This is a genomic window from Prosthecomicrobium sp. N25 (assembly GCF_037203705.1).
Taxonomy (GTDB): domain Bacteria; phylum Pseudomonadota; class Alphaproteobacteria; order Rhizobiales; family Ancalomicrobiaceae; genus Prosthecodimorpha.
The window spans coordinates 2,990,007-3,012,828 of record NZ_JBBCAT010000001.1; the positions used below are offsets into that span (position 1 = coordinate 2,990,007).

The following is a 22,822-nucleotide window of genomic DNA, read 5'->3' on the forward strand; positions in this document are numbered from 1 at the left end:
CGGAAACTCGACGGGACCGGGCGTAGTTGCGACCCTATGTAATAGGCCGCGGGCATGCCCGGGCTGGCCCGCAGGAGCATGCGAGCGAGGGGCACTCTCCATGAATATCAATTACATGGCCGAACTTCTTGCGACCGTGAGTGAACGCGCCTCGCGACTCGTGGGGTTGGGCCCCAAGCCGCGCCCGGCGCTGGCCCGGACCGACATCGCGGTGCTGGCGGCCGATCTCGTCTCCCATCGGGGCGAGGCTTCGGGCGTGGCGATCGCGGCGGAGATCCTGTCGCGCTACGCCGGACTCGCCCCGGAGGAGCGGATTCGCTTCCTGACCGGCCTCGTCGAGCGGTTCGGCCCGGACGAGGAGCGGGTCGCCCGGGCGGTCGAGGCCTGGCGTCGCGACCCGAGCCCGCTCGCGGTCAGCGAACTCCACATCGCCGCCGAACCGCTCCGCCAGGAGCTGCTGCGCCGGCTCAATCTCGCGCCGGGCGGTACCCTCGCCCTCGTGCGCCTGCGTGCCGACGTGCTCGAGTTGACGGCCGACGAGCCGGCGCTGAAGGTGCTCGACACCGACCTGGTGCACCTGTTTTCCTCCTGGTTCAACCGGGGCTTCCTGGTCGTGCGCCGGATCGACTGGTCGACGCCGGCCAACATCCTGGAGAAGCTCATCGCCTACGAGGCCGTGCACGAGATCGACGGCTGGGACGACCTGCGCCGCCGGATCGAGCCGACGGACCGCCGCTGCTACGCGTTCTTCCATCCGCAGCTCGCCGACGAGCCGCTGATCTTCGTCGAGGTCGCCCTGACGGCCGGCATCCCCGAGGCGGTCGCGCCGCTGCTCGCGCCGGACCGCGCGCCCCTGCCCGCCAAGGAGGCGACGACCGCGGTGTTCTACTCCATCTCGAACTGCCAGGCGGGGCTCGCCGGCATCTCCTTCGGCAGCTTCCTGATCAAGCAGGTCGTCGAGGAGTTGAAGCGCGACCTGCCGCAGCTCGCGATCTTCGTGACGCTTTCCCCGGCGCCCGGCTTCGCGCGCTGGCTGGACCAGGAGCGCAATTCGGACGAAAGCCCGCTGACTCCCGCCGAGCGCCAGGTCCTCGACGCGCTGGACAGTCCGGGCTGGCATCGCGATCCGGCCGTGGCGGGGCGGGTCGAACCGGTCCTGAAGGCGGCGGCCGCCCGCTACTACCTGGAGGCGCGGACGGACCGCGGCCGTCCGGTCGACCCGGTCGCCCGCTTCCACCTCGGCAACGGCGCGCGCCTCGAACGCATCGACCATCTCGGCGACGTCTCGGCCCGCGGCCTCGAGCAGGCCTACGGACTGATGGTCAACTATCTCTACGACCTCGATCGCATCGAGGAGAATCACGAGGCCTATGCGGAAAGGAAGGTCGTGGCGGCGAGTCCGGCCGTGCGGGCGCTCCTGAAACGCGAGTCCTCGCGCGAGCTCGCCTGACCGGCCCGGTCTCCGCAGGAATTCCTGACCGCGCGGTGACGGCTTTTGATTGGCGTCAATGCCTTGGCATGCCAGATTGGCGTCAATGGCGTCACGCGCGGGCGGTCCCCGCGATCCGGTTCGCCGTGGACGCGAACGAAGGGAGGAACCGATGAAAGCCAAGGACGTGATGACCACGGGCGTCGTGACGGTGAAGCCGGACACCAGTGTCTCCGCCATCGCCACCCTGCTCCTGGAACGCCACATCAGCGCCGTTCCGGTGGTGGACGACCTCGGCACCCTGCTCGGCATCGTGAGCGAGGGCGACCTGATCCGTCGCGCCGAGACGGGCACCGACCGCAAGCCGTCCTGGTGGCTGGAGCTTCTCCGGACGCCCGAGGACAAGGCGCTCGCCTATGTGAAGAGCCACGGCCGGCGCGCCGACGAGGTGATGACCCGCGACGTCGTCACGGTTGAGGAGGACACCTCTCTGCGCGACATCGCCCGGCTTCTCGAGGAACGCCGCATCAAGCGCGTGCCGGTGGTCAAGGGCGGGCACCTGGTCGGCATCGTCAGCCGCGCCGACCTCCTGCGCGGCCTCGTCACGGCCCAGCAGGCGGCCGAGGCGAGCGCGGACGACGAGGGCATCCGCCGCAGCATCCTGGAGAGGGTGCGGAGCGACGCGGGGGTCGTCGACACGCTCCTCAACGTCACGGTGGCGGCCGGCATCGTCCATCTCTGGGGTTCGGTCGACACGCCCGGCGAGCGTCGGGCCGTCCATGTGGTCGCCGAGAACACGCCCGGCGTGAAGGAGGTCGTCGACCATCTTCGCGTGCTGCGCGGGTGAACGCCGGGGCTCAGCGGAGGGCCCCGGGATGGCTGCCCCATGACATCCGCGCCGCGGGACCTTAATCCTGGCTTCGCAGGGCCGGTCGACTCGGGCCCAGGGAGCCCCGCATGCCGGACATCGTCACGCTGACCATCAACCCGGCCATCGACCTCTGGTCGGAGGCCGAGGTGATCCGGCCGACGCACAAGATCCGGACCTGGAACGACCTCTACGATCCGGGAGGCGGCGGCATCAACGTGGCGCGGGTGCTCACCAACCTCGGGGCCGACGTGGAGGCGATCGCGATCGCGGGCGGGGTCACGGGGGCGCTTCTCGGCGAGCTGATCGAGGAGGCCCGCGTCCGCTACCGGCTGGTGCATACGGACGGCCGGACGCGCATCAATCACGTGGTCTTCGAACGGCGCAGCGGCGCGGAATACCGCTTCGTGCTGGACGGCCCGCGCGTGTCGCCTGCCGAGATCGAGGCCTGCCTGCGGGCTGTCGCCGAGGTTCCGTGCCGCTACCTCGTGGCGAGCGGCAGCCTGCCCCCCGGCGTCCCGGCGACGGTCATGGCCGAGATCGGCCGCATCGCCGCCGCATCGGGGGCCCGCTACGTTGTGGACACCTCGGGCGAGGCCCTGCGGGCGGCGCTCGCCGGGGGCGGGGTCCACCTCGTCAAGCCGAGTCTCGGGGAACTCCAGGAGCTGGTCGGCGAGGACGTCAGCGACCCGGCGGCGCAGGATGCCGCGGCCATGCAGCTCGTCGAGACCGGCCGGGCCGACATGGTCGCCGTCACCCTCGGTCCGGACGGCGCCCTGCTGGCGAGCCGCGACGGGGTGCTGCGCAAGGCGGCCCTGCCGGTCGAGGTCCGCTCCACGGTGGGGGCCGGAGACAGTTTCCTCGGCGCCGTGATCTGGTCGCTCGCCCGCGGCGAGAGCCCCGCCGAGGCGCTCGCCTGGGGCGTCGCGGCGGGCGCGGCGGCGATCTCTCAGCCCGGAACCAAACTCTGCACCCGCGAGAACGTCGAACGCCTGCACGCGCCGGTACGTCCGGCCACTCCCTCCTGAAGGAGACAACGATGTCGGGCCCTTCGGATCACCTGCTCTTGGCCGGCCTTTCCCTCCTGGCCTTCTGGCTGACGGTCGAGTTCCTGGTCTGGGCCTCCCATCCCCGCCCGCCGCGCCGCCCCCGTGCCCCGAACCGCGCCCGCAACCGACGGGGCGTCGGCGAGACCTGACTGCGGCTCGCGGCGTCTCGACCCCTTGCGCGGACGTCGGTTCCGTCATGTCCCCGCACGCCCGGCCCTGGCCAGCCATGTCCACGCACATTCCCGGACAAGGCGCGGCGCTCTCCCCAGCCGGTCCGCACTTGCCTATTGTGCCGAAAGCCAAAGACCGACAGCCATCACGGAGCCTCCCATGCCCAACCTCCTCGTGAAGCCGAGCCGGACGAGCGGCCGGGTAGTCCATGTGACGCCCGAGAATGCCGGATGGACCTATGTGGGCTTCGACGTGGTCAAGCTGGCTCCGGGCGAGGCCCACGGGGCGGAGACGCGCGACCGGGAGGTGTGCCTCGTGCTCGTCTCCGGCAAGGCCCGGGTCCAGGCCGGCGATCTCGAGACGGGCACGATCGGCGAGCGCATGTCGCCCTTCGAGGGAAAGCCCTGGTCCGTCTACGTGCCGGCCGGCAGCCGCTGGCGGGTCACGGCGGAGACCGACCTGGTCCTCGGCATCTGCTCGGCGCCCGGCAGGCCCGACTCACGTCCGGCGCGTCTCATCGGACCCGACGCCTGCTCGCAGGAGACGCGCGGCAAGGGATCCAACATCCGACACGTCACCAACATCCTGCCGGAGACCGAGCCGGCCGACTCCCTGCTGGTCGTGGAGGTGATCACGCCCGGCGGCAACACGTCGAGCTATCCGCCGCACAAGCACGACCGCGACGCGCTGCCCGAGGAATCGCTCCTCGAGGAGACCTACTATCACCGCCTGAACCCGCCCCAGGGCTACGCCTTCCAGCGCGTCTACACGGACGACCGCTCTCTCGACGAGGCCATGGTCGTGGAGGACGGCGACGTCACGCTGGTGCCGAGGGGCTACCACCCCTGCGCCACCATCCACGGCTACGATCTGTATTACCTGAACGTCATGGCCGGCCCGAAGCGGACCTGGAAGTTCCACAACGCGCCCGAGCACGCCTGGCTGCTGAAGGCCTGACCGGGCGCCGCGGGCCTATTTCCGGAAGGCCTTCATCTTCTCCCGGAAGGCCCGCGCCCAGCCCTCGCGCACGACCTGCCGGCCGCGCCCGATGGCGAGGCCGTCCGCCGGCACGTCGGCGGTGACCACGCTGCCGGAGCCCACATAGGCCCCCGCCCCGATCCTCACAGGGGCGACCAGCGACGAATTGGAGCCCACGAAGGCGTTCGCGCCGATGTCGGTCCTGTACTTGCCGAAACCGTCGTAGTTGCAGGTGATGGTGCCGGCGCCGATATTGGCCTTCGCGCCCACGCGCGCGTCGCCGATATAGGCGAGGTGGTTGGCCTTGGCGCCCGCCTCGACGGTGGCGTTCTTGATCTCCACGAAGTTGCCGATATGGGCCTCCGGGCCGATGTCGGCCCCCGGGCGGAGCCGGGAATAGGGGCCGACGATCGCGGCGGCGCCGACGCGCGCGCCCTCCAGGTGAGAGAAGGCGCGGATGCGGGCGCCCGCCTCGACCGTCACGCCCGGGCCGAAGACCACGTTCGGCTCGATCACCACGTCCTGGCCGAGGACGGTGTCGTGGGAGAAGAAGACCGTCTCGGGCGCCGTCAGGGTGACCCCGGCCGCCATGGCGGCGCGGCGGCGGCGGTCCTGGAAGACGGCTTCCGCGCGGGCGAGCTGCGCCCGGTCGTTGACGCCCTGGAACTCCGGCTCGTCGCCTTCGACGACGGCGGCCGAGAGTCCCTGCGCGACGGCGATCTCCACCGCGTCGGTCAGGTAGTACTCGCCCTTGGCGTTGGCGTTGCCGACCCGGTCGAGCAGCTGCAGGGCCTTCAGCCCGCGGAAGCCCATGATGCCCGAATTGCACAGGGTCACGGCCCGCTCGGTCTCGCTCGCGTCCTTGTCCTCGCGGATCGCCACCAGCCGGTCGTTCTTCGTGAGCAGGCGGCCGTAGCCGGCCGGCTTCGGCGTGCGGAAGCCGAGGACGACCACGTCCGTCCCGGCGGCGAGCCGCGCCCGCACGGCGAGCAGGGTCTCGGGCGTGACCAGCGGCGTGTCGCCGTAGAGCACCACCACGTCGTCCGCGCCCGCCTCGATCGCCTTGCGGGCCTGCAGCACCGCATGGCCGGTGCCGAGCCGCTGCTCCTGCACGAAAACCTGGGCCCCGGGCGCCGCCTTCGCGACGGCGGCGGCCACCGCCTCCATGCGCGGGCCGACCACGACCGCGATCCGGTCGGCGCCGGCCGCCTGGGCCGCCGCGATGACATGGCCGACCATCGGCCGGCCGCCGATCTCGTGCAGCACCTTCGGGATCGCGGACTTCATCCGGGTCCCCTCGCCCGCGGCGAGCACGATCATCAGGCAGGAACGGGTCATGGGCAGCGAGTCTCCGGGCCAACGGACCGGGACTATAGCGGGCGGAGCGGGGGCTCCGGCAAGGCTTCGCTGAAAACGCGGTTTCCGGGGTGGCTAACCGCCGAGCACCTCGAGCCCCTGGCTCCAGAAGTCCGCCTCCAGCCGGCTCGCCTGGCCGAAGATCGAGGCGAGATCCTCGAAGCGAGCCTCGGTCATGGCGCGCGCGGCCAGCCGGTCGAGCGTCGCGCGGGCGGCGACGGCCACCTCGCGGTAGGGCTCGCCGGCATATTCGGCGATCCACTCGCGGTAGGGGTTCGACTCGGAGAGCGCCCCGGGCCGGGCCGCCAGCGCCGCCGCGATCTCCGCATAGCCGACCACGCAGGGCGCAAGCGCCACGTGCAGGTCGAGGAGGTCGCCGCGCAGGCCCGTGTCGAGGACATAGCGGGTGTAGGCGGTGGTGGCGCGGGCCTCGGGGGTGCGCTCCAGGTCCCGCGGCGAGAGGCCCCAGCGACCGCAGAGGCGGACGTGGAGGTCCATTTCCACGTCCAGGATCGCCTTCAGCCCCGCATGGGCCGCCCGCATGTCCTCGAGCGTCCGCCCCTTGTAGACGGCGAGCGCATAGGCGCGGGCGAACTGGACCAGGAACAGGTAGTCCTGGACGAGATAGCTCTGGAAGGCGGCGGCCGGCAGCGTCCCGGATCCGAGGCCTTCCACGAAGGGATGGGCGACATAGGCCCGCCAGTCGTCGGGACGGGCGGCGCGCAGGCGGTCGAAGAGGTCCATGCGGCGGGCTAGCCGACCGCGTCGATCTTGGCCGGCCTCAGCTCGACGGATTCGCCGCAGCCGCAGGCCGAGACCTGGTTCGGGTTCCGGAACACGAAGCCGGAGGAGAGCTTGGTCGTTTCGAAGTCCATGGTGGTGCCGAGCAGGAAGAGCGCGGCCTTGGGGTCGACGTAGACCTTGACCCCCTTCTCCTCGACCACGTCGTCCTTCGGGTCCGCCGTCTCCACATAGTCCATCGTGTAGGACATACCGGCGCAGCCGCCGTTCTTCACGCCGACCCTCAGTCCCGCGACCGCCTGGTCCGAGCCCGCCATGATCTCCTTCACGCGGTCGGCGGCGGCGTCCGTCAGAGAGATCACCTTCAGTCCGAACATCGGCTTCTCCCCGTCAGTACCAGTCGAGCGCGACGCGGGCTTCTTCCGACATGCGGGACTGGTCCCACGGCGGATCGAAGACCATGCGGACACGCACGTCGTTGACGCCCTGCACGGCGCTGACGGCGTTCTCGACCCAGCCCGGCATCTCGCCGGCGACCGGGCATCCCGGGGCCGTCAGGGTCATGTCGATGTCGACGTTGCGGTCGTCGTCGATGTCGATCTTGTAGATCAGCCCGAGTTCGTAGATGTCGGCCGGGATCTCGGGGTCGTATACGGTCTTCAGCGCGCCGACGATGTCGGCCGTCAGCCGCTCGAGCTCCTCCGCCGGAATGGCCGAATCCGCGGGCCCGACGATGACGGGCGCGGTCTCCTGGCGGTCGTCCACTCTCAAGTCCATGGCCTGATGCCCCTCGGTTCCGCCACGTCCGTCGTCATGCGAAGAAATCATGAGCCTTTTGAAGGGCTTCGGCAAGCCTGTCGACCTCGTCGAGCCGATTGTACATCCCGAAGGATGCACGGCATGTGGAGGTGACGCCGAAACGCTTCAAGAGCGGCTGGGCGCAATGGGTCCCCGCGCGCACCGCAACCCCGTAGCGGTCGAGGATGGTGGCGACGTCGTGGGCATGGGCGCCTTCCAGGTCGAAGGCCACGATGGCGCCCTTGCCGGGCGCATGGCCGTAGATCTTCACCCGGTTGATCGACCCGAGCCGCTCGTGCGCATAGGCCCTGAGGCTCTCCTCATGGGCGGAGATGCGGGCGCGGCCGACGGATTCGATATATTTCAGCGCCGCGCCGAGCCCGACGGCCTCGATGATCGGCGGCGTGCCGGCCTCGAAGCGGTGCGGCGGCTCGCCGTAGGTGACCCACTCCTGGGTCACGTCCCGGATCATCTCTCCGCCCCCGAGGAAAGGCGGCATCTCGGCGAGCAGCTCCCGACGGCCCCACAGGACGCCGATGCCGGTCGGACCGTAGAGCTTGTGGCCGGTTATGCCGTAGAAGTCCACGCCGAGATCCTGGACGTCGACCGGCATGTGGACCGCCGCCTGCGCACCGTCGACCAGCACCTTGGCGCCGACCGACTTCGCCACCCGGACGATGTCCTTGATGGGCGTCACCGTGCCCAACATGTTCGACATGTGGGTGACGGCCACCACCTTGGTGCGCGGCGTCACCAGCTTCTCGAAGTCTTCGAACAGGAAGTTGCCCGCGTCGTCGACCGGCACCCACTTGATGACGGCGCCCTTGCGCTCCCGCAGGAAGTGCCAGGGGACAATGTTGGAGTGGTGCTCCATCAGCGAGAGGACGATCTCGTCGCCCTCCCCGATCCCCTGCCCGAGCGAGTTGGCGACCAGGTTGATCGCCTCGGTCACCGACTTCGTGAAGATGATCTCGTCCGTCGAGGCGGCGCCCAGATAGGCCCGGACGATCTCGCGGGCCTCCTCGTAGGCCTCGGTCGCGGCATTGGCCAGGTAATGCAGGCCGCGATGCACGTTGGCGTATTCGGAGGTCATCACCTTGACCATCCGGTCGATCACCGCCTGTGGCTTCTGCGCGCTCGCCGCATTGTCGAGATAGACGAGGTCGCGGCCGTTCACCTTCATGGACAGGATGGGGAAGTCCCGCCGGATCGCGTCGACGTCGTAGGGGGTCGTATCAGCAGCGAACGTCACGTCCTGTCGCCTTTCGTCCCGGGGCCCGCACCGCCCCTCAACCGCACCCCCGGACGGACCCGCGCCATGCGGGCCCCGGTCCGGGGCTCGGGACTCGGGGCCGGCGTCAGCCGGCCCGCGTCGCACGGCGCTCCAGCCAATGCTCGACCTCCGCCGCCACCGCGTCCCGGACGGCCTCGTTCTCGATGGCGTCGAAGACCTCGCCCAGGAACGCCACGATCAGCAGCTTCTCGGCCTCTGACTCCGGGATGCCGCGGCTCATGAGATAGAATTTCAGGCGGTCGTCGATCTCGCCCGTGGTGGCGCCGTGGCCGCAGACCACGTCGTCGGCGAAGATCTCGAGCTCCGGCTTGTTCATCGCCTCGGCGGAATCGGACAGCAGGATGGCGTTCGACGACATCTTGCCGTCGGTCTTCTGGGCGTGCTGGCGCACGACGATCTTGCCCTGGAAGATCGACCGGGCCTCATCGTCCACCACCGCCTTGTAGAGCTCCCGGCTGGTGCCGTGCGGCACGGCGTGGTCGATCACCAGCGTCGTGTCGCCGTGCCGCCGGCCGTCCAGCAGCGTGGCGCCGCGGGTGGAGAGCGTCGCGTGCTCCCCCGCGAAGGTGAGGAAGAGCTGCGACCGGGCGACCGCCGCGCCGGCTCCGAGCGCGAAGTGCTCGAGCGCGGCCTTCTCGCCGAGCGTGACCACCAGGGTCGAGAAGTGAACCGCAGTCACGGCCTCGGTCTGCAGCTTGATCCAGGTCGCCTTTGCGCAGTCCTCGAGCCTGAGCTCCGTCACCGCGTTGGTGTGCATCGGCACGCCCTCGGGGCCCCGGAAGGTCTCCAGGAAGGTGACCTCCGCGTTCGGCTCGACCTCGATCACGTGCCGGAGTGCGACCGACGCGGCCGCGCCGGTTGAGACGTGAGCGATCTCGATAGGCTTCTTCGGCTTGGCCTTGGCGGATACGCGGATCACCATGCCGTCGCGCATCAGCCCGGTGTTGAGCGTCACGATCGGGTCGGCGCTGGCGGCCGCGGAGATCCCGAGCCGCTCGCCCAGGGTATGGCCGTGCGGCAGGAGGGTCGAGAGCGGGTGCGTCGAGACCCCGTCGAGACCGGCCACGTCCGACAGGAGCGGCTCGAAATGCCCGTTGACGAAGACGAGGCGGTGACGGTCGACGCCCGCGAGGGAGGCCGGAGCCGCGGCGACGGCGCGCGCCGTCTCCGGGTCGGCCGGCCGGGCGAGGGGCGGCACCCCGCGCAGGAGCGCGCGCAGGTCCGTGTACTTGTACTCCTCGACCCGCCGATGCGGCAGGCCGGCCTTCTCGAACCGGGCGAAGGCGGCGTCGCGGAGCTGCAGGATGGCGGAACTGTCGGCGCGCTCCGGCTTCTGCCGGTAGGCTTCGATCAGATCCTTCTCGGCCTGCGTCCGCAGGATCGCGGGCTGGACGGTCATGGCGGCGGCCTCCGGCATCAGGCGGCCTCGCCGACGTAATCGGCGTAGCCCTTGGCCTCGAGTTCCAGCGCCAGTTCCGGCCCGCCGGAGCGGACGATGCGGCCCCGCGAGAGGACATGCACGAAATCGGGCCGGATGTGGTCGAGCAGGCGCTGGTAGTGGGTGATCACCACGAAGGCCCGTTCGGGCGAGCGCAGCGCGTTCACCCCCTCGGAGACGACCTTGAGCGCGTCGATGTCGAGGCCGGAGTCGGTCTCGTCGAGGATGCAGAGCTTCGGCTGAAGGACCGCCATCTGCAGGATCTCGTTGCGCTTCTTCTCGCCGCCCGAGAAGCCGACGTTGACCGGCCGCTTCAGCATGTCCGGCGAGATCGCCAGCTGGCCGGCCTTCTCGCGGACGAGCCGCATGAAGTCGGGCGTGGAGATCTCGCCCTCGCCGCGCGCCTTGCGCTGGGCGTTCAGCGCCGCCTTCAGGAACGTCATGTTGGCGACGCCCGGGATCTCGACGGGATACTGGAAGGCGAGGAAGAGGCCGCGCGCCGCCCTCTCGTCGGCACCGAGGGCGAGCAGGTCCTCGCCGTCGAACGTGACCGTGCCCTCGGTCACCTCGTAGTCCTCCTTGCCGGCGAGCACATAGGAGAGCGTCGACTTGCCGGAGCCGTTCGGCCCCATGATGGCATGGACCTCTCCGGGGTTAACCTTGAGCGACAATCCCTGAAGGATTTCGCGGTCTTCGTCGGCGATCTTCGCGTGAAGGTTCTGGATCTCGAGCATGATGTCGTCTCTGTCCGTGGCGGCGCCGCTGGAGCGCTCTGCCGTTCTGTCCGGGGGATGGAGCGCCGGCCCGCGGCCCTCGTCGGGGCGGCCGGCGCGGAGGGTCAGCCGACCGAGCCTTCCAGGCTGATGCCGATCAGCTTCTGGGCCTCCACGGCGAACTCCATGGGGAGCTGCTGCAGGACGTCCCGAACGAAGCCGTTGACGATCAGGGCCACCGCCTCCTCCTCGGAGAGGCCGCGGCTCACGCAGTAGAAGAGCTGGTCCTCGGAGATCTTGGAGGTGGTCGCCTCGTGCTCCACCGTGGCGCTCGCGTTGCGGGTCTCGATGTAGGGCACCGTGTGGGCGCCGCAGTCGTGGCCGATCAGGAGCGAGTCGCAGTTGGTGAAGTTGCGCGCGTCGGTCGCCCGCTTGTTGATCGAGACGAGGCCCCGATAGGTGTTGTTGGAGCGCCCGGCCGAGATGCCCTTGGAGATGATCCGGCTCGACGTGTTCTTGCCCAGGTGGATCATCTTGGTGCCCGAATCGACCTGCTGGTAGCCGTTCGAGATGGCGATCGAGTAGAACTCGCCCTGGCTGCCGTCGCCGCGCAGGATGCAGCTCGGGTACTTCCAGGTGATGGCCGACCCGGTCTCCACCTGGGTCCAGGAGATCTTCGCCCGCGCCTCGCGGCAATCGCCGCGCTTGGTGACGAAGTTGTAGATCCCGCCCTTGCCGTCCTTGTCGCCCGGGTACCAGTTCTGCACCGTCGAGTACTTGATCTCCGCGTCCTCGAGCGCGACGAGCTCGACCACGGCGGCATGCAACTGGTTCTCGTCGCGCTGCGGGGCCGTGCAGCCTTCCAGGTACGAGACGTAGGCGCCCTTTTCGGCGATGATCAGCGTGCGCTCGAACTGGCCGGTATTCTTCTCGTTGATCCGGAAATAGGTCGAGAGCTCCATCGGGCAGCGCACGCCCGGGGGCACATACACGAAGGATCCGTCGGAGAAGACCGCGGAATTCAGCGTCGCGTAGTAGTTGTCCGTGACCGGGACGACGGAACCGAGGTACTTGCGCACCAGCTCCGGGTACTCGCGGATCGCCTCGGAGATCGAGCAGAAGATGACGCCAGCCTTCTTGAGTTCCTCGCGGAACGTGGTTACCACGGAGACAGAGTCGAACACCGCGTCGACCGCGATGCGCGCGCCCTGGACACCCGCCAGCACCTCCTGCTCCCTGAGCGGGATGCCGAGCTTCTCGTAGGTGCGCAAGAGCTCCGGGTCGACCTCGTCGAGCGACTTCGGACCCGCGGTGCCCTTCGGGGCCGCGTAGTAGTGGAGGTCCTGGAAGTCGATCTTCGGATAGTCCACCCGCGCCCAGGTGGGCTCTTCCATGGTCAGCCAGCGCCGATAGGCCTCCAGCCGCCATGCGAGCATCCACTCGGGCTCGCCCTTCTTGTCCGAGATGAAGCGGACGATGTCTTCGCTGAGGCCCTTCGGGGCCAGGTCGGACTCGATCTGAGTCTCGAAACCGTACTTGTACTGGTCTACGTCGATCGCGAGGACCTGTTCGACCGTCTCCTGGACTGCAGGCATTTTTCTCTCCCCCGACGCGGCTTCAAGGACCGCCGGTTCAAGACGATTCCACGGGACGAAGGGCGAGCCCTCCGCATGATGTGCTTACGCAGCGCGACCGCGATCGGTTTGGACCCGGGCGGCGAGCTTCCGCCAGACCGCCACGAAGCCTTCCAGGTCCTCGCGCGTCGTCGACCATCCGAGGCTGACCCGGAGTGCGTTGCGGACGAGGTCCGCGGGCACCGCCATGGCCTTCAGCACGTGCGACGCCGCCACCTTGCCCGAAGAGCAGGCCGAGCCGGAGGAGATCGCGACGCCTTCGAGATCGAACGCGATCACCGCCGTTTCAGCCGGCAGGCCCGGCAGGGCGACGGATGCGGTATTGGCGAGACGATCCGCGGTTTCCCCGAAGACCGTCACAGTGCCTGATATAGAGCGCAAGGCGCCGATGAGCCAGTCCCGCTCGGCGCGAACCTGCTCGATTCTTTCGAGATCCTGCCTTGCGGCGAGCGCCGCCGCGCCGAAGGCGGCGATCGCCGGGACCGCCTCGGTGCCGCCGCGGCGATTGGCCTCCTGCCCGCCGCCGGGGAGCAGCGGCAGGGGCCGCAGCTCGGCCTTGCGGGCGACCAGCGCCCCGGCGCCCTGGATCCCGCCGATCTTGTGCGCGGAAAGCGTCAGGACGTCGGCGTCGAGCTCCTCGATCGGCAGGCGCCCGGCGGCCTGGACCGCGTCGCAGACCAGGACGCCCCCTGCGGCCCGAACCAGCCGGGCGATCTCGCCGATCGGCTGCAGCACGCCGGTCTCGCTGTTGGCCGCCTGGACGGCGACCAGCGCCGGACCGGTCCCGGCGGCGAGCCGGGCCGCCAGGTCGTCGAGGCGCAGCACGCCATCGGGCCCGACCGGCACGACCTCGACCCGGTCGGCCGGGAATCGCCCGCCGCGCAGGACGGAGGGGTGCTCGGTCGCCGAGACCAGGAGGCGCTCCAGCCGCAGCGCCCGGGCGCCCGCGACCCAATCGGCGCTGAGCGCCGTGACGTTCGCCTCCGTGGCCGAGGCGGTGAAGACCACCTGCCCGGCCGGCACCCCCGCGAGCGCGGCGACAGCCACCCGCGCCGCCTCGACCCGGGCCCGCGCGGCCCGCCCCTCGGCATGCACCGACGACGGATTCCCGCCCGCGCGCATCGCCTCGAGCGCCGCCTGGACCGCCTCTTCGCGCGGCGGCGAGCCGGCATTGTGGTCGAGATAGATTCGCCTTGTCGCCATTTCCGCCGACTTCCTCGCGAGGACCGTGCCTCTGCTCGTCGAAACTCTTGAAACCGTCCCCCTCGATCATGATAACAGAGGACGATTGCAGGCCGGACAGCTTTCGTCCGGCCCTTTGCCACACCGGACCCGAGCGGACCCCGACCGAGAGCCGACCCGACGACCCGAGCCGCCCTCCCCGGCCCGCCGTCATCCGCCCCGCTCGCCGGGATCCCGAGACCATCGCAAGGACGACCGCACCCATGCCCGAAGTCATCTTCAACGGACCGGCCGGACGCATCGAAGGCCGATTCCAACCGGCCAAGGTGCGCAACGCCCCCATCGCGCTCATCCTGCATCCGCACCCGCAGTTCGGCGGCACGATGAACAACCAGGTCGTCTACCAGCTGTTCTATCTGTTTGCGAAGCGCGGTTTCGCGGTCCTGCGCTTCAATTTTCGCGGCGTCGGGCGCAGCCAGGGCGAATTCGACCACGGCGGCGGCGAGCTCTCCGACGCGGCCGCGGCGCTCGACTGGGCGCAGACCGTCCACCCGGACGCGCGTTCCTGCTGGATCGCCGGCTTCTCCTTCGGCGCCTGGATCGGCATGCAGCTCCTGATGCGCCGGCCCGAGATCGAGGGCTTCATCTCCATCGCACCGCCGGCCAACCTGCACGACTTCTCGTTCCTGGCCCCCTGCCCCTCCTCCGGCCTGATCATCCACGGCGACGTGGACAAGGTCGTGCCCCAGAAGGACGTCCAGGGCCTCGTCGACAAGCTGAAGACCCAGAAGGGAATCACGATCGACCAGAAGATCGTCGAGGGCGCCAACCACTTCTTCGAGAACAAGGTCGAGGAGCTGATGTCGGCCTGCGAGACCTACGTCGACAAGCGCCTCGCCCGCTCCGACGCCGCCTGAAGCCGCGCCCCGCATACGCCCGGGACGAGATCCACAGGCTCGCTTGACATCCCACCCAGGGGGCCTTAAACGACCCCCCATCGCCGCGGGCACCACCCTCGGCGAACGAAAATGCGGGGGCGTAGCTCAGTTGGTTAGAGCGCCGGCCTGTCACGCCGGAGGTCGCGGGTTCGAGCCCCGTCGCTCCCGCCAGTTTCGACGAAGAGGCCCGGGTTCGCCCGGGCTTTTTTCGTTTCGGCATCCCCCTCGGCGGGACGCCCCCGCCTCACATCGGCATGCAGGTGTCCGCGGAGAGCAGCGTCGTCAGGCTGGTGCCGATGTGGCTCATCATGGCGTAGCGGTAGAAGCCGCGGACCCGGACGCCGCAGCCCTCGGTGCCGACCGAGAAGTTCTCGGTGGTCGCGTTGAAGCCGTAGGTGGCCCCGACCGCATAGCGCTGGGTGTCGCGGACGGTGAGGCACGAGGGGCTCTTGATGCTGTAGCAGCGCGCCGCCTCCTCGACCGCGAATTGCAGCGACACACGGCTCCAGGCCATCAGGCCGAGGTCGACGAGCGCATAGAGGAACAGGGCGAAGACCGGGAAGGCCAGCGCCGTCTCCACGGCCGAGACGCCGCGCCGGTCGCGCGCCAGCCGGGTCATTGCAGCCGGACCAGGGGACGGGTCGTGAAGGTGAGGCCGTTCGGCAGCAACGGCGTCGCCAGCCACGGCGTGTAGCGGGCGGTCAGCGTCAGGGTCGCGTAGGTCCCGGCCGTGGCCCCGCCGCTGCAGGTCGACGAGCAGGCGATCTCCTGGACCCCGGTCGTCGCCGGGCAGCCGCAGAACTGGCGCGGCGCCGACGCCATGGTGATGCCCGACGCGCCCGCCGCTCCCTGGACGACCGCCGTGATCCGGGCCGCGTCGAAGCCGCCAACCACCGCGGACCGCAGGCCCGACTGCGCGGCATTCTGGACCTGGAGGCCGCGGAACAGCCCGAAGCCGAAATCGGTCGCCAGCAGCGCCAGCATGAAGAGGAGCGGCAGCACGAGCGACAGCTCGAGGATCGCCGCCCCGCGGCGGTCCGCCACCAGGCCGCGGCGCGCCGGAAGCCGGCCTGCCGACTTACTCCACCAGCCGCGCACCCGCGCCTCCGATCGTCCGCGTGCCTCGGCCCGAGCAGTTCAGCTCGAACTGGGCGTTGCCCGAAAAGGTGATCGTGTCCGCCACCAGCTGCGTGCAGCCGCCGCCCGCCCCGGCCCCGCCCGCATAATCGACCTTGCCGGTCGGCACGTAGATCGCGCCCTGGATCGACTGGGTCGAGCCGCCGTTGAACTTGAAGGTCGTGCCCACAGGCATGTTGCGGTCGGCGAAGACGGCGATGCCCGCGAGCGGACCCGAGGTCGGTGCTGACAGATTGACCGAAGCCCCGCCGGAGATGGCCGCCGTCGCATAGTTCGAGCCCGTCGACGAGGTGAAGACGAGCGTCACCCCGGTGCCCGTGATGGTGGCGCCGCCGTTCACCGTGAGGCTGCCCCGGTCGATGTAGTAGATCCCGGGCTCGAGCGTCGCCTCGGCATTGGCATTGAAGCTGAGGCCGTTGCAATAGACGCCCGGGCTCAGCGTCTTCTTGCCCTTCACGTCCAGGCTGTTCGCGGTGCAGCCGGTCCGCGGCGGGAAGGTCGCCGTCGCGTAGGGGTCGGGGCTGACGGCCGAACCGGTCCGCATGCCGTCCGTCGCCGTGATGGCCGAGGACCCGCTGATCCCGCCGACGGTGTCGACCGATTGCGCCCGCAAGGTCGCCGACCCGCCGACCACCAGCGCGCTGGCGGACGCGGAGTTGTCGTAGAGCCCGCACTGGCTGAGCCGCACGTCCGACGTGCCCTGGATCGTCACGGCGCCGGACGTCGTGCGGTTGAGGGCCAGGACGCAGCCGCCGCCTTCGATCGGCAGCGCGACCGAGCGGACCGAGGCGCGCACAGGCGTGGCGTTCCACAGGGCCGACACCCAGCGCGGCTCGTCCTGGACGATCGTCACCTCCACGGCGGTCGGCCGCGCCGCGTAGGCGCCCTGGGTCGGGGGCCGGCTCACCGTGACGACCGCGCCGCCCGTCCCGTCCACGAAGCCGATCGAGGCGGCGACCGCCTTGGCCTCCGCAAGCGCCGCCGCCGCCGAGGTCTTGCCCGCCGTGGCGCCGCTGACCGCCGCGAGATCCGAGGCGCCCTGCATGGTGCGCTTCGAGTAGAGCCACAGCCCCGCCTCGCAGGCGAAGCCGGTCAGCCCGATCCAGACCGGCACCATGATGGCCGCCACCACCGAATAGCCGCCGGTCTCGTCGGCCAGGACGGCCCGGAAGGTGGAGAGCGAGGCGGAATGAGATTGGGGCATCGACACGTCGGCAGGCACTGAGGAGGCTGCATAGTCCTGAATGAGACTGCGCCGTAACGCTCACGCCTGCAATGATTACCGAGGATCTCGGTTGCGAGCTTGTGAATACTTCAACATTTAACAAGTCGAGACGAGTGCGGCCGCCACCCCGACCGGCGATTTCGGCCCTGTCCGTGGCGGCCGCCCCGCGCCCCGCGCCGGGGCAGGATGCGCGGCCCGGACCTGACAGGCCGGGCCGGCCACGCTATATGTGCCCCGCGGCGCCCCCGCCGCCATGTCCCGACGGTGCCGCCTCCCGGCCCCGGCGGCGCTCGCCTGTTCCGACGAGGCTTCAGACCGATGTCCGGCACCCAGATCTCCTCCGACGGCCTGCCGCCCTCGCGCAAGAAGGCGCTCTTCCGCGCCTGGCATCGCGGGACGAAGGAAATGGACCTTCTCCTCGGCACCTTCGCGGACGCCCACCTGGCGACCCTGTCCGAGACGGACTTCGCGGAGTTCGAGCGGCTGATGGACGTGCCGGACCGCGATCTATTCGCCTGGATCATCGACCGCGAGGAGACGCCGGGCAACTACGACACGCCGCTCTTCCGGCAGGTCAAGGCCTTCCACACGCAGCCGGGCGGTCTCGTCATGCGTTGAGCCCCCGGCGCGCCCTCGCCGGCCGCTCGCCGAACCCACCCCCTTCGCGGCGCCCCGGCGCCCGCACGGATCTCGACGCATGAAGCCCCTCAAAGGCCTGTTCGACCGCCACCGCCACGTCACCGTCGCCAGCCTGCCCGACGGCCTGGAGGCCCTCGCGATCGGCGACCTCGCCCGCGCGCAAGGCGGACGCGGCGGCCGGCCGGGCCTCCTGGCGGTGGCGCGCGACGGCGCCCGCATGGCGAGCCTGGAGGCGGCCCTCGGCTTCTTCGCCCCAGACGTGAAGGTGATGACCTTCCCGGCCTGGGACTGCCTGCCCTACGACCGCGTCTCGCCCACCCCGGAAGTCGTCGCGCGGCGGATGAACACGCTGTCGCGCCTCGCCAAGCCCGAGGCGACCGACAAGCCGGTGGTCCTGCTGACCACCGTCAACGCCGTCGTCCAGCGCGTGCCCGAGCGCGCGCTCATCGCCGCCGAGACCTTCTCGGCCGTGCCCGGCAATCGGGTCGACATGGCGGACCTCGTCCGCTGGCTGGAGAACAACGGCTTCTCGCGCACGTCGACGGTTCGGGAAACCGGCGAATACGCCGTGCGCGGCGGCATCCTCGACCTCTACGCGCCTGGCGCCGAGGCCCCCGTCCGGCTCGACTTCTTCGGCGATACGCTGGAGTCGATCCGCCGCTTCGACGCCGAGACCCAGCGCACCACCGGCAGCCTGAAGCGCCTCGAATGGGTGCCCATGTCGGAGGTGACCATCGTCCCCGACACGGTGAGCCGCTTCCGCCGTGCCTACGTGGCCCGCTTCGGCGCGACCACCAAGGACGACGTCCTCTACCAGCACATCTCCGAGGGCCGCCGCTACGCCGGCATGGAGCACTGGCTGCCGCTCTTCCACGAGAAGCTGGAGACGCTCTTCGACCATGTCGGCGACGTGCCGCTCGTCCTGGAGAGCCACGTCGAGGAGAGCGTCGGCGAGCGGCTCGACCAGATCCGCGAGCACTACGAGGCCCGCCGCGAGGCGATGGGCGACGCGCGCGGCGGTGCGGTCCCCTACAAGCCGGTCGAGCCCGAGGCGCTCTACCTGACCGCGGCGGAGTGGCACGGCCGGCTGGAGGCCCGCAAGGTCGCCAACCTTTCCCCCTTCGCGGTTCCGGACAGTCCCGCGGTCCTCGACCTCGGCGGCCGCCAGGGGCGCAGCTTCCTGACCGAACGCCAGGCCGGGGACGTCAACGTCTTCGACGCGGCGGTCTCCCACGTGCGCGAACTCGGCAAGGCCGGGCGCCGGGTGATGATCGCCGCCTGGTCGGACGGGGCGCTCGATCGCCTGGCGCAGGTCCTCGGCGACCATGGCCTGACGGACCTGAAGCCGGTCAGGACCTTCCCCGAGATCCTGGCCCTGCCGAAGGGCGCGGTCGGCGTCGGGGTGCTCGGCATCGAGGCGGGCGTCGAGATCGACGACGTCGCCATCCTGGGCGAGCAGGACATCCTGGGCGACCGCCTCGTGCGGGCCAAGAAGCGTCGCGCCAAGGGCTCCGAGTTCCTGACGGAGGTGACCGGGCTCGCCGAGGGCGACATCGTCGTCCATGTCGACCACGGCATCGGCCGCTTCACGGGCCTGAAGACCATCACGGCCGCCGGCGCCCCGCACGACTGCCTGGAACTCGTCTATGCGGGCGGCGACAAGCTCTACCTGCCGGTCGAGAACATCGAGCTCCTGACCCGCTTCGGCTCCGACGACGCCGAGGTCCAGCTCGACAAGCTCGGCGGCGTCGCCTGGCAGGCCCGCAAGGCGAAGATGAAGAAGCGCATCCGCGAGATCGCGGACAGCCTCATCAAGACCGCCGCCGCCCGCCTCCTGCGACCCGCCCCGGTCCTCACCCCCGCCGAGGGCCTCGCCGACGAGTTCGCCGCCCGCTTCCCCTACGAGGAGACCGACGACCAGCTCGCCGCCATCGCGGCCGTGCACGAGGATCTCGCCGCCGGCCGGCCGATGGACCGCCTGGTCTGCGGCGACGTCGGCTTCGGCAAGACCGAGGTGGCGCTGCGCGCCGCCTTCACGGTCGCCGCCTCGGGCAAGCAGGTCGCCGTCGTGGTGCCGACCACGCTTCTCGCCCGCCAGCATTTCCGCACCTTCGAGGAGCGCTTCCGCGGCCTCCCCTTCCGGGTCGCCCAGCTCTCCCGTCTCGTCTCCGCCAAGGACGCCGACGCCACCCGCAAGGAGCTCGAGAGCGGCCACTGCGACATCGTCGTCGGCACCCATGCCCTGCTCGCCAAGGGCGTCAAGTTCCGCGACCTGGGGCTCCTGGTCGTCGACGAGGAGCAGCACTTCGGCGTCAAGCACAAGGAGCGCCTGAAGGAGCTCAAGGCCGACGTCCACGTCCTCACCCTGACCGCCACCCCGATCCCGCGCACGTTGCAGCTCGCCCTGACGGGCGTCCGCGAGCTCTCCGTCATCGCCACCCCGCCGATCGACCGGCTGACCGTGCGCACCTTCGTGTCGCCCTTCGACGCGCTGGTCGTCCGCGAGGCGCTCCTGCGCGAGCACTACCGTGGCGGCCAGTCCTTCTATGTCGTGCCGCGCGTCTCCGACCTCGCTGCGCGCAAGGAGTTCCTGGAGCAGACCGTGCCGGAGGTGAAGGTCTGCATCGCCCACGGCCAGATGCCGGCGACCGAGCTCGAGGACGTCATGACGGCCTTCTACGAGGGCAAGTACGACGTCCTTCTCTCCACGACCATCGTCGAGTCCGGCCTCGACATCCCGACCGCCAACACCCTCATCATCCACCGTGCCGACATGTTCGGCCTCGCCCAGCTCTACCAGCTGCGCGGCCGCGTCGGACGGTCGAAGGTCCGCGCCTATGCGCTCCTGACCGTCCCGGCCGACAAGACGCTGACCGCCGGGGCGGAGCGGCGGCTGAAGGTGCTCCAGTCTCTCGACAGCCTCGGGGCGGGCTTCCAGCTCGCCAGCCACGACCTCGACATCCGCGGCGCCGGGAACCTGCTCGGCGACGAGCAGTCCGGCCACATCAAGGAGGTCGGCTACGAGCTCTACCAGCAGATGCTCGAGGAGGCCGTCGCCTCGCTGAAGGCCGGCGACATCGAGGAGGTCCAGGAGGAGAAGTGGTCCCCGTCGATCACGGTCGGCACCCCCGTCCTCATCCCCGAAACCTACGTCGGCGACCTGCAGCTCCGCCTCGGCCTCTACCGGCGCCTGGCGGACCTGGAGACCACCGAGGCGATCGACGCCTTCGGGGCCGAGATGATCGACCGCTTCGGCCCCCTCCCCGAGGAGGTCGAGCACCTGCTCAAGATCGTCTTCATCAAGAGCCTCTGCCGGAAGGCCAACGTCGACAAGATCGACGCCGGCCCGAAGGGCGTCGTGATCTCGTTCCGGGAGAGCAAGTTCGCCAACGGCGCCGGCCTCGTCCGCTGGATCGCCGAGCAGGGCTCGCTGGCCAAGATCCGGCCCGACCAGAAGATCGTGCTGACCCGCGACTGGCCGCGCCCCGAAGACCGCCTCAAGGGCGCCGCCGTGGTTCTCGCCCAGCTCGTGCGCATCGCGGAAGGCAAGGACGTCGCCGCCCCCAGGACTCCCGACTCCCCGGCCGCCCCGCCCCAGGATCCCAAGCGCCTGCACCTGAAGCCGACGCCGCCCCCCGCCCCGCCCGCGGTCGTGCCCCGCGGCCGCTACCCGTCGCTGACGAGCCTCGGCAAAGGCAAGCGCGGGCGGTGACCGGCCTCGCCGGTCACGGTGCCCCGGGGAAGAGACGGCGGCCGGCGTAGTCCGGCGGGAGCTTCAGGAAACCGGGCGCCGACGGGTCGACGAGGCTCTCCGCAAAGCGGTCCCGCCACGTCTCCGGCTTCCGCGTCCCGATCCCGAAGACGTAGACGGCCTCGCCCTCGCCCCGCCCCCAGGACAGGTAGAGGGTCGTGAAGCCTTCCTCGTCGAACAGGCGGGCGAGCGCCTGGGGCGAGAAGCGCCAGAAGTCGCCGTAGTCGGTGTGCTGCGGCTGGATCCAGGGCACCACCAGGATCACGATGTCGGCGGACAGCGCGCAGAGATGCGCGAAGGCCGTGCGGAAATCCCAGACGTGCTCCAGCGTGGTGTGGTTGAAGACGACGTCGAAGCGCCGTTCCAGCGCGGGATCGAGCGGCTTTTCGAGATCGAGGAACAGCTCGTCCTCGCGACCCTGCAGCACGCCCTGTTCGGTCCCGTAGTTCGTGATCGTGTAGGAGCGCTTGCCCGGGAAATAGTCGGCGTAGCGCCGCCCTTCCTTGTCCTTGTCCTCCCAGGCGCTGACGTTGACCACGTCGCCGGAGAACAGGGGTGCTAAGCGCGCGAGCTCCCGGTTGGACCACCGGCGGGCGGCGGAGAAGCACCGGTCCTCCCAGCTTCGCCGGAAGCCCATGCGGGTCAAGGCCTTGCCGAGCCGCCGCCGAACACTCATCCCCTGCCCCCCTTGTGCCGCGAGCCCTGGCCGGCCGATGGCGTCTGCCCCGCACGCGGGTCTAGGGAGCCAATGTGATCATTGTCGGGCGGGGCATCGCCAGCGCCGCCATGCCCCGGACGGACGAGCGCGGCCCCTGGGGCGCCCTGCGAACGCGAAAGCCCCGCCCGGAGGGTCCGGACGGGGCTCGCAACGGTCGCAAGACGGAGGCGGATCAGCCGTTGACGGCGTCCTTGAGGCCCTTGCCGGCCCGGAACTTCGGCGCCTTCTGCGCCGGGATCTTGATGGTCTCGCCGGTGCGCGGATTGCGGCCCTCGGAGGCGGCGCGCGCGGCCACGTTGAAGTTGCCGAAGCCGGCGATCTTCACGTCGTCGCCCTTGGACAGCGCGGCGGAGATCGCATCGAAGGTCGCGTCCACCGCCTCACCGGCGGCGGCCTTGGTCAGGCCCGTTTTGGTGGCGACCTCGGCGATCAGCTCGTTCTTGTTCATGCCTCAAGTTCCTTCTTGGTCTGGCCGGCCGGGCCCGCCGGACCCGGTCCTGCTGATGAACCTCGCGGCCGGGCGCAACCCGGCCTCGCGGGGAGGCCTCCGGGCCTCGCGCGGCTCGATCCGGACCCGGAGCCCTCGCGCGTCTGACGCCAGGGCCCGCGCCGCGACTTCAACGATGCAGGACCGAGCCGGCCCGCACGAGTCGCCCTCGCGGATCATGGGCTAGCCAAAAGCCCGGAAAACGCGCGGTCCGCAAGGCTTTTTCGCGCAGAGCGGCCACTTTTTCGAGCATCGGTGCCGCCTTTCGGGTCCCGG

Annotated in this window: 22 protein-coding genes and 1 tRNA gene; 9 read left to right on the top strand and 14 right to left on the bottom strand. The window is 70.2% G+C overall.

Going from position 1 to position 22,822, the window contains the following annotated elements; genetic code table 11:
* The first annotated feature begins 100 nt into the window (after positions 1 to 100).
* From WBG79_RS13585 to iolB, 5 genes are all read left to right on the top strand, one after another.
* Positions 101 to 1,450, top strand: a complete 1,350-nt coding sequence (locus WBG79_RS13585) for a malonyl-CoA decarboxylase (RefSeq protein ID WP_337357639.1) — start codon at positions 101 to 103, stop codon at positions 1,448 to 1,450.
* A 151-nt stretch (positions 1,451 to 1,601) separates the two neighbouring features.
* Positions 1,602 to 2,276 carry a CBS domain-containing protein gene (locus WBG79_RS13590; RefSeq protein ID WP_337357640.1) on the top strand — a complete coding sequence of 225 codons (675 nt, stop codon included), beginning with the start codon at positions 1,602 to 1,604 and terminating at the stop codon, positions 2,274 to 2,276.
* A gap of 110 nt (positions 2,277 to 2,386) precedes the next feature.
* Positions 2,387 to 3,325 (top strand): 1-phosphofructokinase family hexose kinase, encoded by a 939-nt coding sequence (locus tag WBG79_RS13595; RefSeq protein ID WP_337357641.1) that lies wholly within the window; start codon positions 2,387 to 2,389, stop codon positions 3,323 to 3,325.
* 11 nt (positions 3,326 to 3,336) lie between these two features.
* Positions 3,337 to 3,495 (top strand): hypothetical protein, encoded by a 159-nt coding sequence (locus tag WBG79_RS13600; RefSeq protein WP_337357642.1) that lies wholly within the window; start codon positions 3,337 to 3,339, stop codon positions 3,493 to 3,495.
* Positions 3,496 to 3,676: 181 nt separating this feature from the next.
* A complete protein-coding gene (gene iolB, locus WBG79_RS13605) occupies positions 3,677 to 4,474 on the top strand; it encodes a 5-deoxy-glucuronate isomerase (protein WP_337357643.1) in 798 nt (265 codons plus the stop codon).
* Between the two features lie 15 nt (positions 4,475 to 4,489).
* Here the strand turns inward: iolB and glmU are convergent, their stop codons facing one another.
* From glmU to WBG79_RS13650, 9 genes are all read right to left on the bottom strand, one after another.
* Positions 4,490 to 5,833 (bottom strand): bifunctional UDP-N-acetylglucosamine diphosphorylase/glucosamine-1-phosphate N-acetyltransferase GlmU, encoded by a 1,344-nt coding sequence (gene glmU / locus WBG79_RS13610; protein ID WP_337357644.1) that lies wholly within the window; start codon positions 5,831 to 5,833, stop codon positions 4,490 to 4,492.
* A 93-nt stretch (positions 5,834 to 5,926) separates the two neighbouring features.
* Complete coding sequence (gene tenA, locus WBG79_RS13615; RefSeq protein WP_337357645.1) at positions 5,927 to 6,595, bottom strand: thiaminase II; 669 nt, start codon at positions 6,593 to 6,595, stop codon at positions 5,927 to 5,929.
* A gap of 8 nt (positions 6,596 to 6,603) precedes the next feature.
* On the bottom strand, positions 6,604 to 6,969 hold the full coding sequence (gene sufA, locus WBG79_RS13620; RefSeq protein ID WP_337357646.1) for a Fe-S cluster assembly scaffold SufA: 366 nt from the start codon (positions 6,967 to 6,969) through the stop codon (positions 6,604 to 6,606).
* Between the two features lie 13 nt (positions 6,970 to 6,982).
* Positions 6,983 to 7,369 carry an SUF system Fe-S cluster assembly protein gene (locus tag WBG79_RS13625; RefSeq protein WP_337357647.1) on the bottom strand — a complete coding sequence of 129 codons (387 nt, stop codon included), beginning with the start codon at positions 7,367 to 7,369 and terminating at the stop codon, positions 6,983 to 6,985.
* 34 nt (positions 7,370 to 7,403) lie between these two features.
* On the bottom strand, positions 7,404 to 8,642 hold the full coding sequence (locus WBG79_RS13630) for a cysteine desulfurase (RefSeq protein ID WP_337357648.1): 1,239 nt from the start codon (positions 8,640 to 8,642) through the stop codon (positions 7,404 to 7,406).
* Positions 8,643 to 8,748: 106 nt separating this feature from the next.
* Positions 8,749 to 10,083, bottom strand: coding sequence for a Fe-S cluster assembly protein SufD (sufD, locus tag WBG79_RS13635; RefSeq protein WP_337357649.1), 1,335 nt, complete (start codon positions 10,081 to 10,083; stop codon positions 8,749 to 8,751).
* A gap of 17 nt (positions 10,084 to 10,100) precedes the next feature.
* Complete coding sequence (gene sufC / locus WBG79_RS13640; protein ID WP_337357650.1) at positions 10,101 to 10,856, bottom strand: Fe-S cluster assembly ATPase SufC; 756 nt, start codon at positions 10,854 to 10,856, stop codon at positions 10,101 to 10,103.
* 104 nt (positions 10,857 to 10,960) lie between these two features.
* Complete coding sequence (gene sufB / locus WBG79_RS13645; RefSeq protein ID WP_337357651.1) at positions 10,961 to 12,430, bottom strand: Fe-S cluster assembly protein SufB; 1,470 nt, start codon at positions 12,428 to 12,430, stop codon at positions 10,961 to 10,963.
* An 84-nt stretch (positions 12,431 to 12,514) separates the two neighbouring features.
* Positions 12,515 to 13,672: a cysteine desulfurase family protein gene (locus WBG79_RS13650; protein ID WP_337357652.1), complete on the bottom strand. Its 1,158-nt coding sequence runs from the start codon at positions 13,670 to 13,672 to the stop codon at positions 12,515 to 12,517.
* A 242-nt stretch (positions 13,673 to 13,914) separates the two neighbouring features.
* Here WBG79_RS13650 and WBG79_RS13655 point away from each other — a divergent pair, with 242 nt between their 5' ends.
* Positions 13,915 to 14,568: an alpha/beta hydrolase gene (locus WBG79_RS13655; RefSeq protein WP_337357653.1), complete on the top strand. Its 654-nt coding sequence runs from the start codon at positions 13,915 to 13,917 to the stop codon at positions 14,566 to 14,568.
* 115 nt (positions 14,569 to 14,683) lie between these two features.
* A tRNA-Asp gene (locus WBG79_RS13660) sits at positions 14,684 to 14,760 on the top strand.
* 73 nt (positions 14,761 to 14,833) lie between these two features.
* On the opposite strand, the gene WBG79_RS13665 is transcribed toward WBG79_RS13660, so the two are convergent.
* The 3 genes from WBG79_RS13665 to WBG79_RS13675 are packed head-to-tail and all read right to left on the bottom strand — an operon-like array spanning position 14,834 to position 16,930.
* Positions 14,834 to 15,208, bottom strand: coding sequence for a TadE/TadG family type IV pilus assembly protein (locus WBG79_RS13665; RefSeq protein ID WP_337357654.1), 375 nt, complete (start codon positions 15,206 to 15,208; stop codon positions 14,834 to 14,836).
* On the bottom strand, positions 15,205 to 15,633 hold the full coding sequence (locus WBG79_RS13670; protein WP_337357655.1) for a TadE/TadG family type IV pilus assembly protein: 429 nt from the start codon (positions 15,631 to 15,633) through the stop codon (positions 15,205 to 15,207). The genes WBG79_RS13665 and WBG79_RS13670 overlap by 4 nt, the downstream gene beginning before the upstream one ends.
* 34 nt (positions 15,634 to 15,667) lie before the next feature.
* Entirely contained in the window at positions 15,668 to 16,930 is a 1,263-nt protein-coding gene (locus WBG79_RS13675) for a TadE/TadG family type IV pilus assembly protein (RefSeq protein WP_337357656.1), read from the bottom strand.
* A gap of 339 nt (positions 16,931 to 17,269) precedes the next feature.
* On the opposite strand from WBG79_RS13675, the gene WBG79_RS13680 reads away from it, so the two are divergent.
* Both WBG79_RS13680 and mfd read left to right on the top strand, forming a co-directional pair.
* Positions 17,270 to 17,569, top strand: coding sequence for an FAD assembly factor SdhE (locus tag WBG79_RS13680; protein WP_337357657.1), 300 nt, complete (start codon positions 17,270 to 17,272; stop codon positions 17,567 to 17,569).
* 79 nt (positions 17,570 to 17,648) lie between these two features.
* Positions 17,649 to 21,302, top strand: coding sequence for a transcription-repair coupling factor (gene mfd / locus WBG79_RS13685; protein ID WP_337357658.1), 3,654 nt, complete (start codon positions 17,649 to 17,651; stop codon positions 21,300 to 21,302).
* A 13-nt stretch (positions 21,303 to 21,315) separates the two neighbouring features.
* Here mfd and WBG79_RS13690 read toward each other — a convergent pair whose 3' ends face one another.
* Positions 21,316 to 22,017: a hypothetical protein gene (locus WBG79_RS13690; RefSeq protein WP_337357659.1), complete on the bottom strand. Its 702-nt coding sequence runs from the start codon at positions 22,015 to 22,017 to the stop codon at positions 21,316 to 21,318.
* Positions 22,018 to 22,231: 214 nt separating this feature from the next.
* Positions 22,232 to 22,507 carry an HU family DNA-binding protein gene (locus tag WBG79_RS13695; protein WP_337357660.1) on the bottom strand — a complete coding sequence of 92 codons (276 nt, stop codon included), beginning with the start codon at positions 22,505 to 22,507 and terminating at the stop codon, positions 22,232 to 22,234.
* Positions 22,508 to 22,822 lie beyond the last annotated feature (315 nt).

Coding starts and splice junctions, on each gene's coding strand:
- WBG79_RS13655 (WP_337357653.1), top strand. CDS start 13,915: ATGCCCGAAGTCATCTTCAACGGACCGGCCGGACGCATCGAAGGCCGA.
- iolB (WP_337357643.1), top strand. CDS start 3,677: ATGCCCAACCTCCTCGTGAAGCCGAGCCGGACGAGCGGCCGGGTAGTC.
- WBG79_RS13585 (WP_337357639.1), top strand. CDS start 101: ATGAATATCAATTACATGGCCGAACTTCTTGCGACCGTGAGTGAACGC.
- WBG79_RS13665 (WP_337357654.1), bottom strand. CDS start 15,208: ATGACCCGGCTGGCGCGCGACCGGCGCGGCGTCTCGGCCGTGGAGACG.
- WBG79_RS13590 (WP_337357640.1), top strand. CDS start 1,602: ATGAAAGCCAAGGACGTGATGACCACGGGCGTCGTGACGGTGAAGCCG.
- WBG79_RS13680 (WP_337357657.1), top strand. CDS start 17,270: ATGTCCGGCACCCAGATCTCCTCCGACGGCCTGCCGCCCTCGCGCAAG.
- WBG79_RS13625 (WP_337357647.1), bottom strand. CDS start 7,369: ATGGACTTGAGAGTGGACGACCGCCAGGAGACCGCGCCCGTCATCGTC.
- sufD (WP_337357649.1), bottom strand. CDS start 10,083: ATGACCGTCCAGCCCGCGATCCTGCGGACGCAGGCCGAGAAGGATCTG.
- WBG79_RS13695 (WP_337357660.1), bottom strand. CDS start 22,507: ATGAACAAGAACGAGCTGATCGCCGAGGTCGCCACCAAAACGGGCCTG.
- sufA (WP_337357646.1), bottom strand. CDS start 6,969: ATGTTCGGACTGAAGGTGATCTCTCTGACGGACGCCGCCGCCGACCGC.
- WBG79_RS13675 (WP_337357656.1), bottom strand. CDS start 16,930: ATGCCCCAATCTCATTCCGCCTCGCTCTCCACCTTCCGGGCCGTCCTG.
- mfd (WP_337357658.1), top strand. CDS start 17,649: ATGAAGCCCCTCAAAGGCCTGTTCGACCGCCACCGCCACGTCACCGTC.
- tenA (WP_337357645.1), bottom strand. CDS start 6,595: ATGGACCTCTTCGACCGCCTGCGCGCCGCCCGTCCCGACGACTGGCGG.
- WBG79_RS13690 (WP_337357659.1), bottom strand. CDS start 22,017: ATGAGTGTTCGGCGGCGGCTCGGCAAGGCCTTGACCCGCATGGGCTTC.
- sufC (WP_337357650.1), bottom strand. CDS start 10,856: ATGCTCGAGATCCAGAACCTTCACGCGAAGATCGCCGACGAAGACCGC.
- glmU (WP_337357644.1), bottom strand. CDS start 5,833: ATGACCCGTTCCTGCCTGATGATCGTGCTCGCCGCGGGCGAGGGGACC.
- sufB (WP_337357651.1), bottom strand. CDS start 12,430: ATGCCTGCAGTCCAGGAGACGGTCGAACAGGTCCTCGCGATCGACGTA.
- WBG79_RS13650 (WP_337357652.1), bottom strand. CDS start 13,672: ATGGCGACAAGGCGAATCTATCTCGACCACAATGCCGGCTCGCCGCCG.
- WBG79_RS13595 (WP_337357641.1), top strand. CDS start 2,387: ATGCCGGACATCGTCACGCTGACCATCAACCCGGCCATCGACCTCTGG.
- WBG79_RS13600 (WP_337357642.1), top strand. CDS start 3,337: ATGTCGGGCCCTTCGGATCACCTGCTCTTGGCCGGCCTTTCCCTCCTG.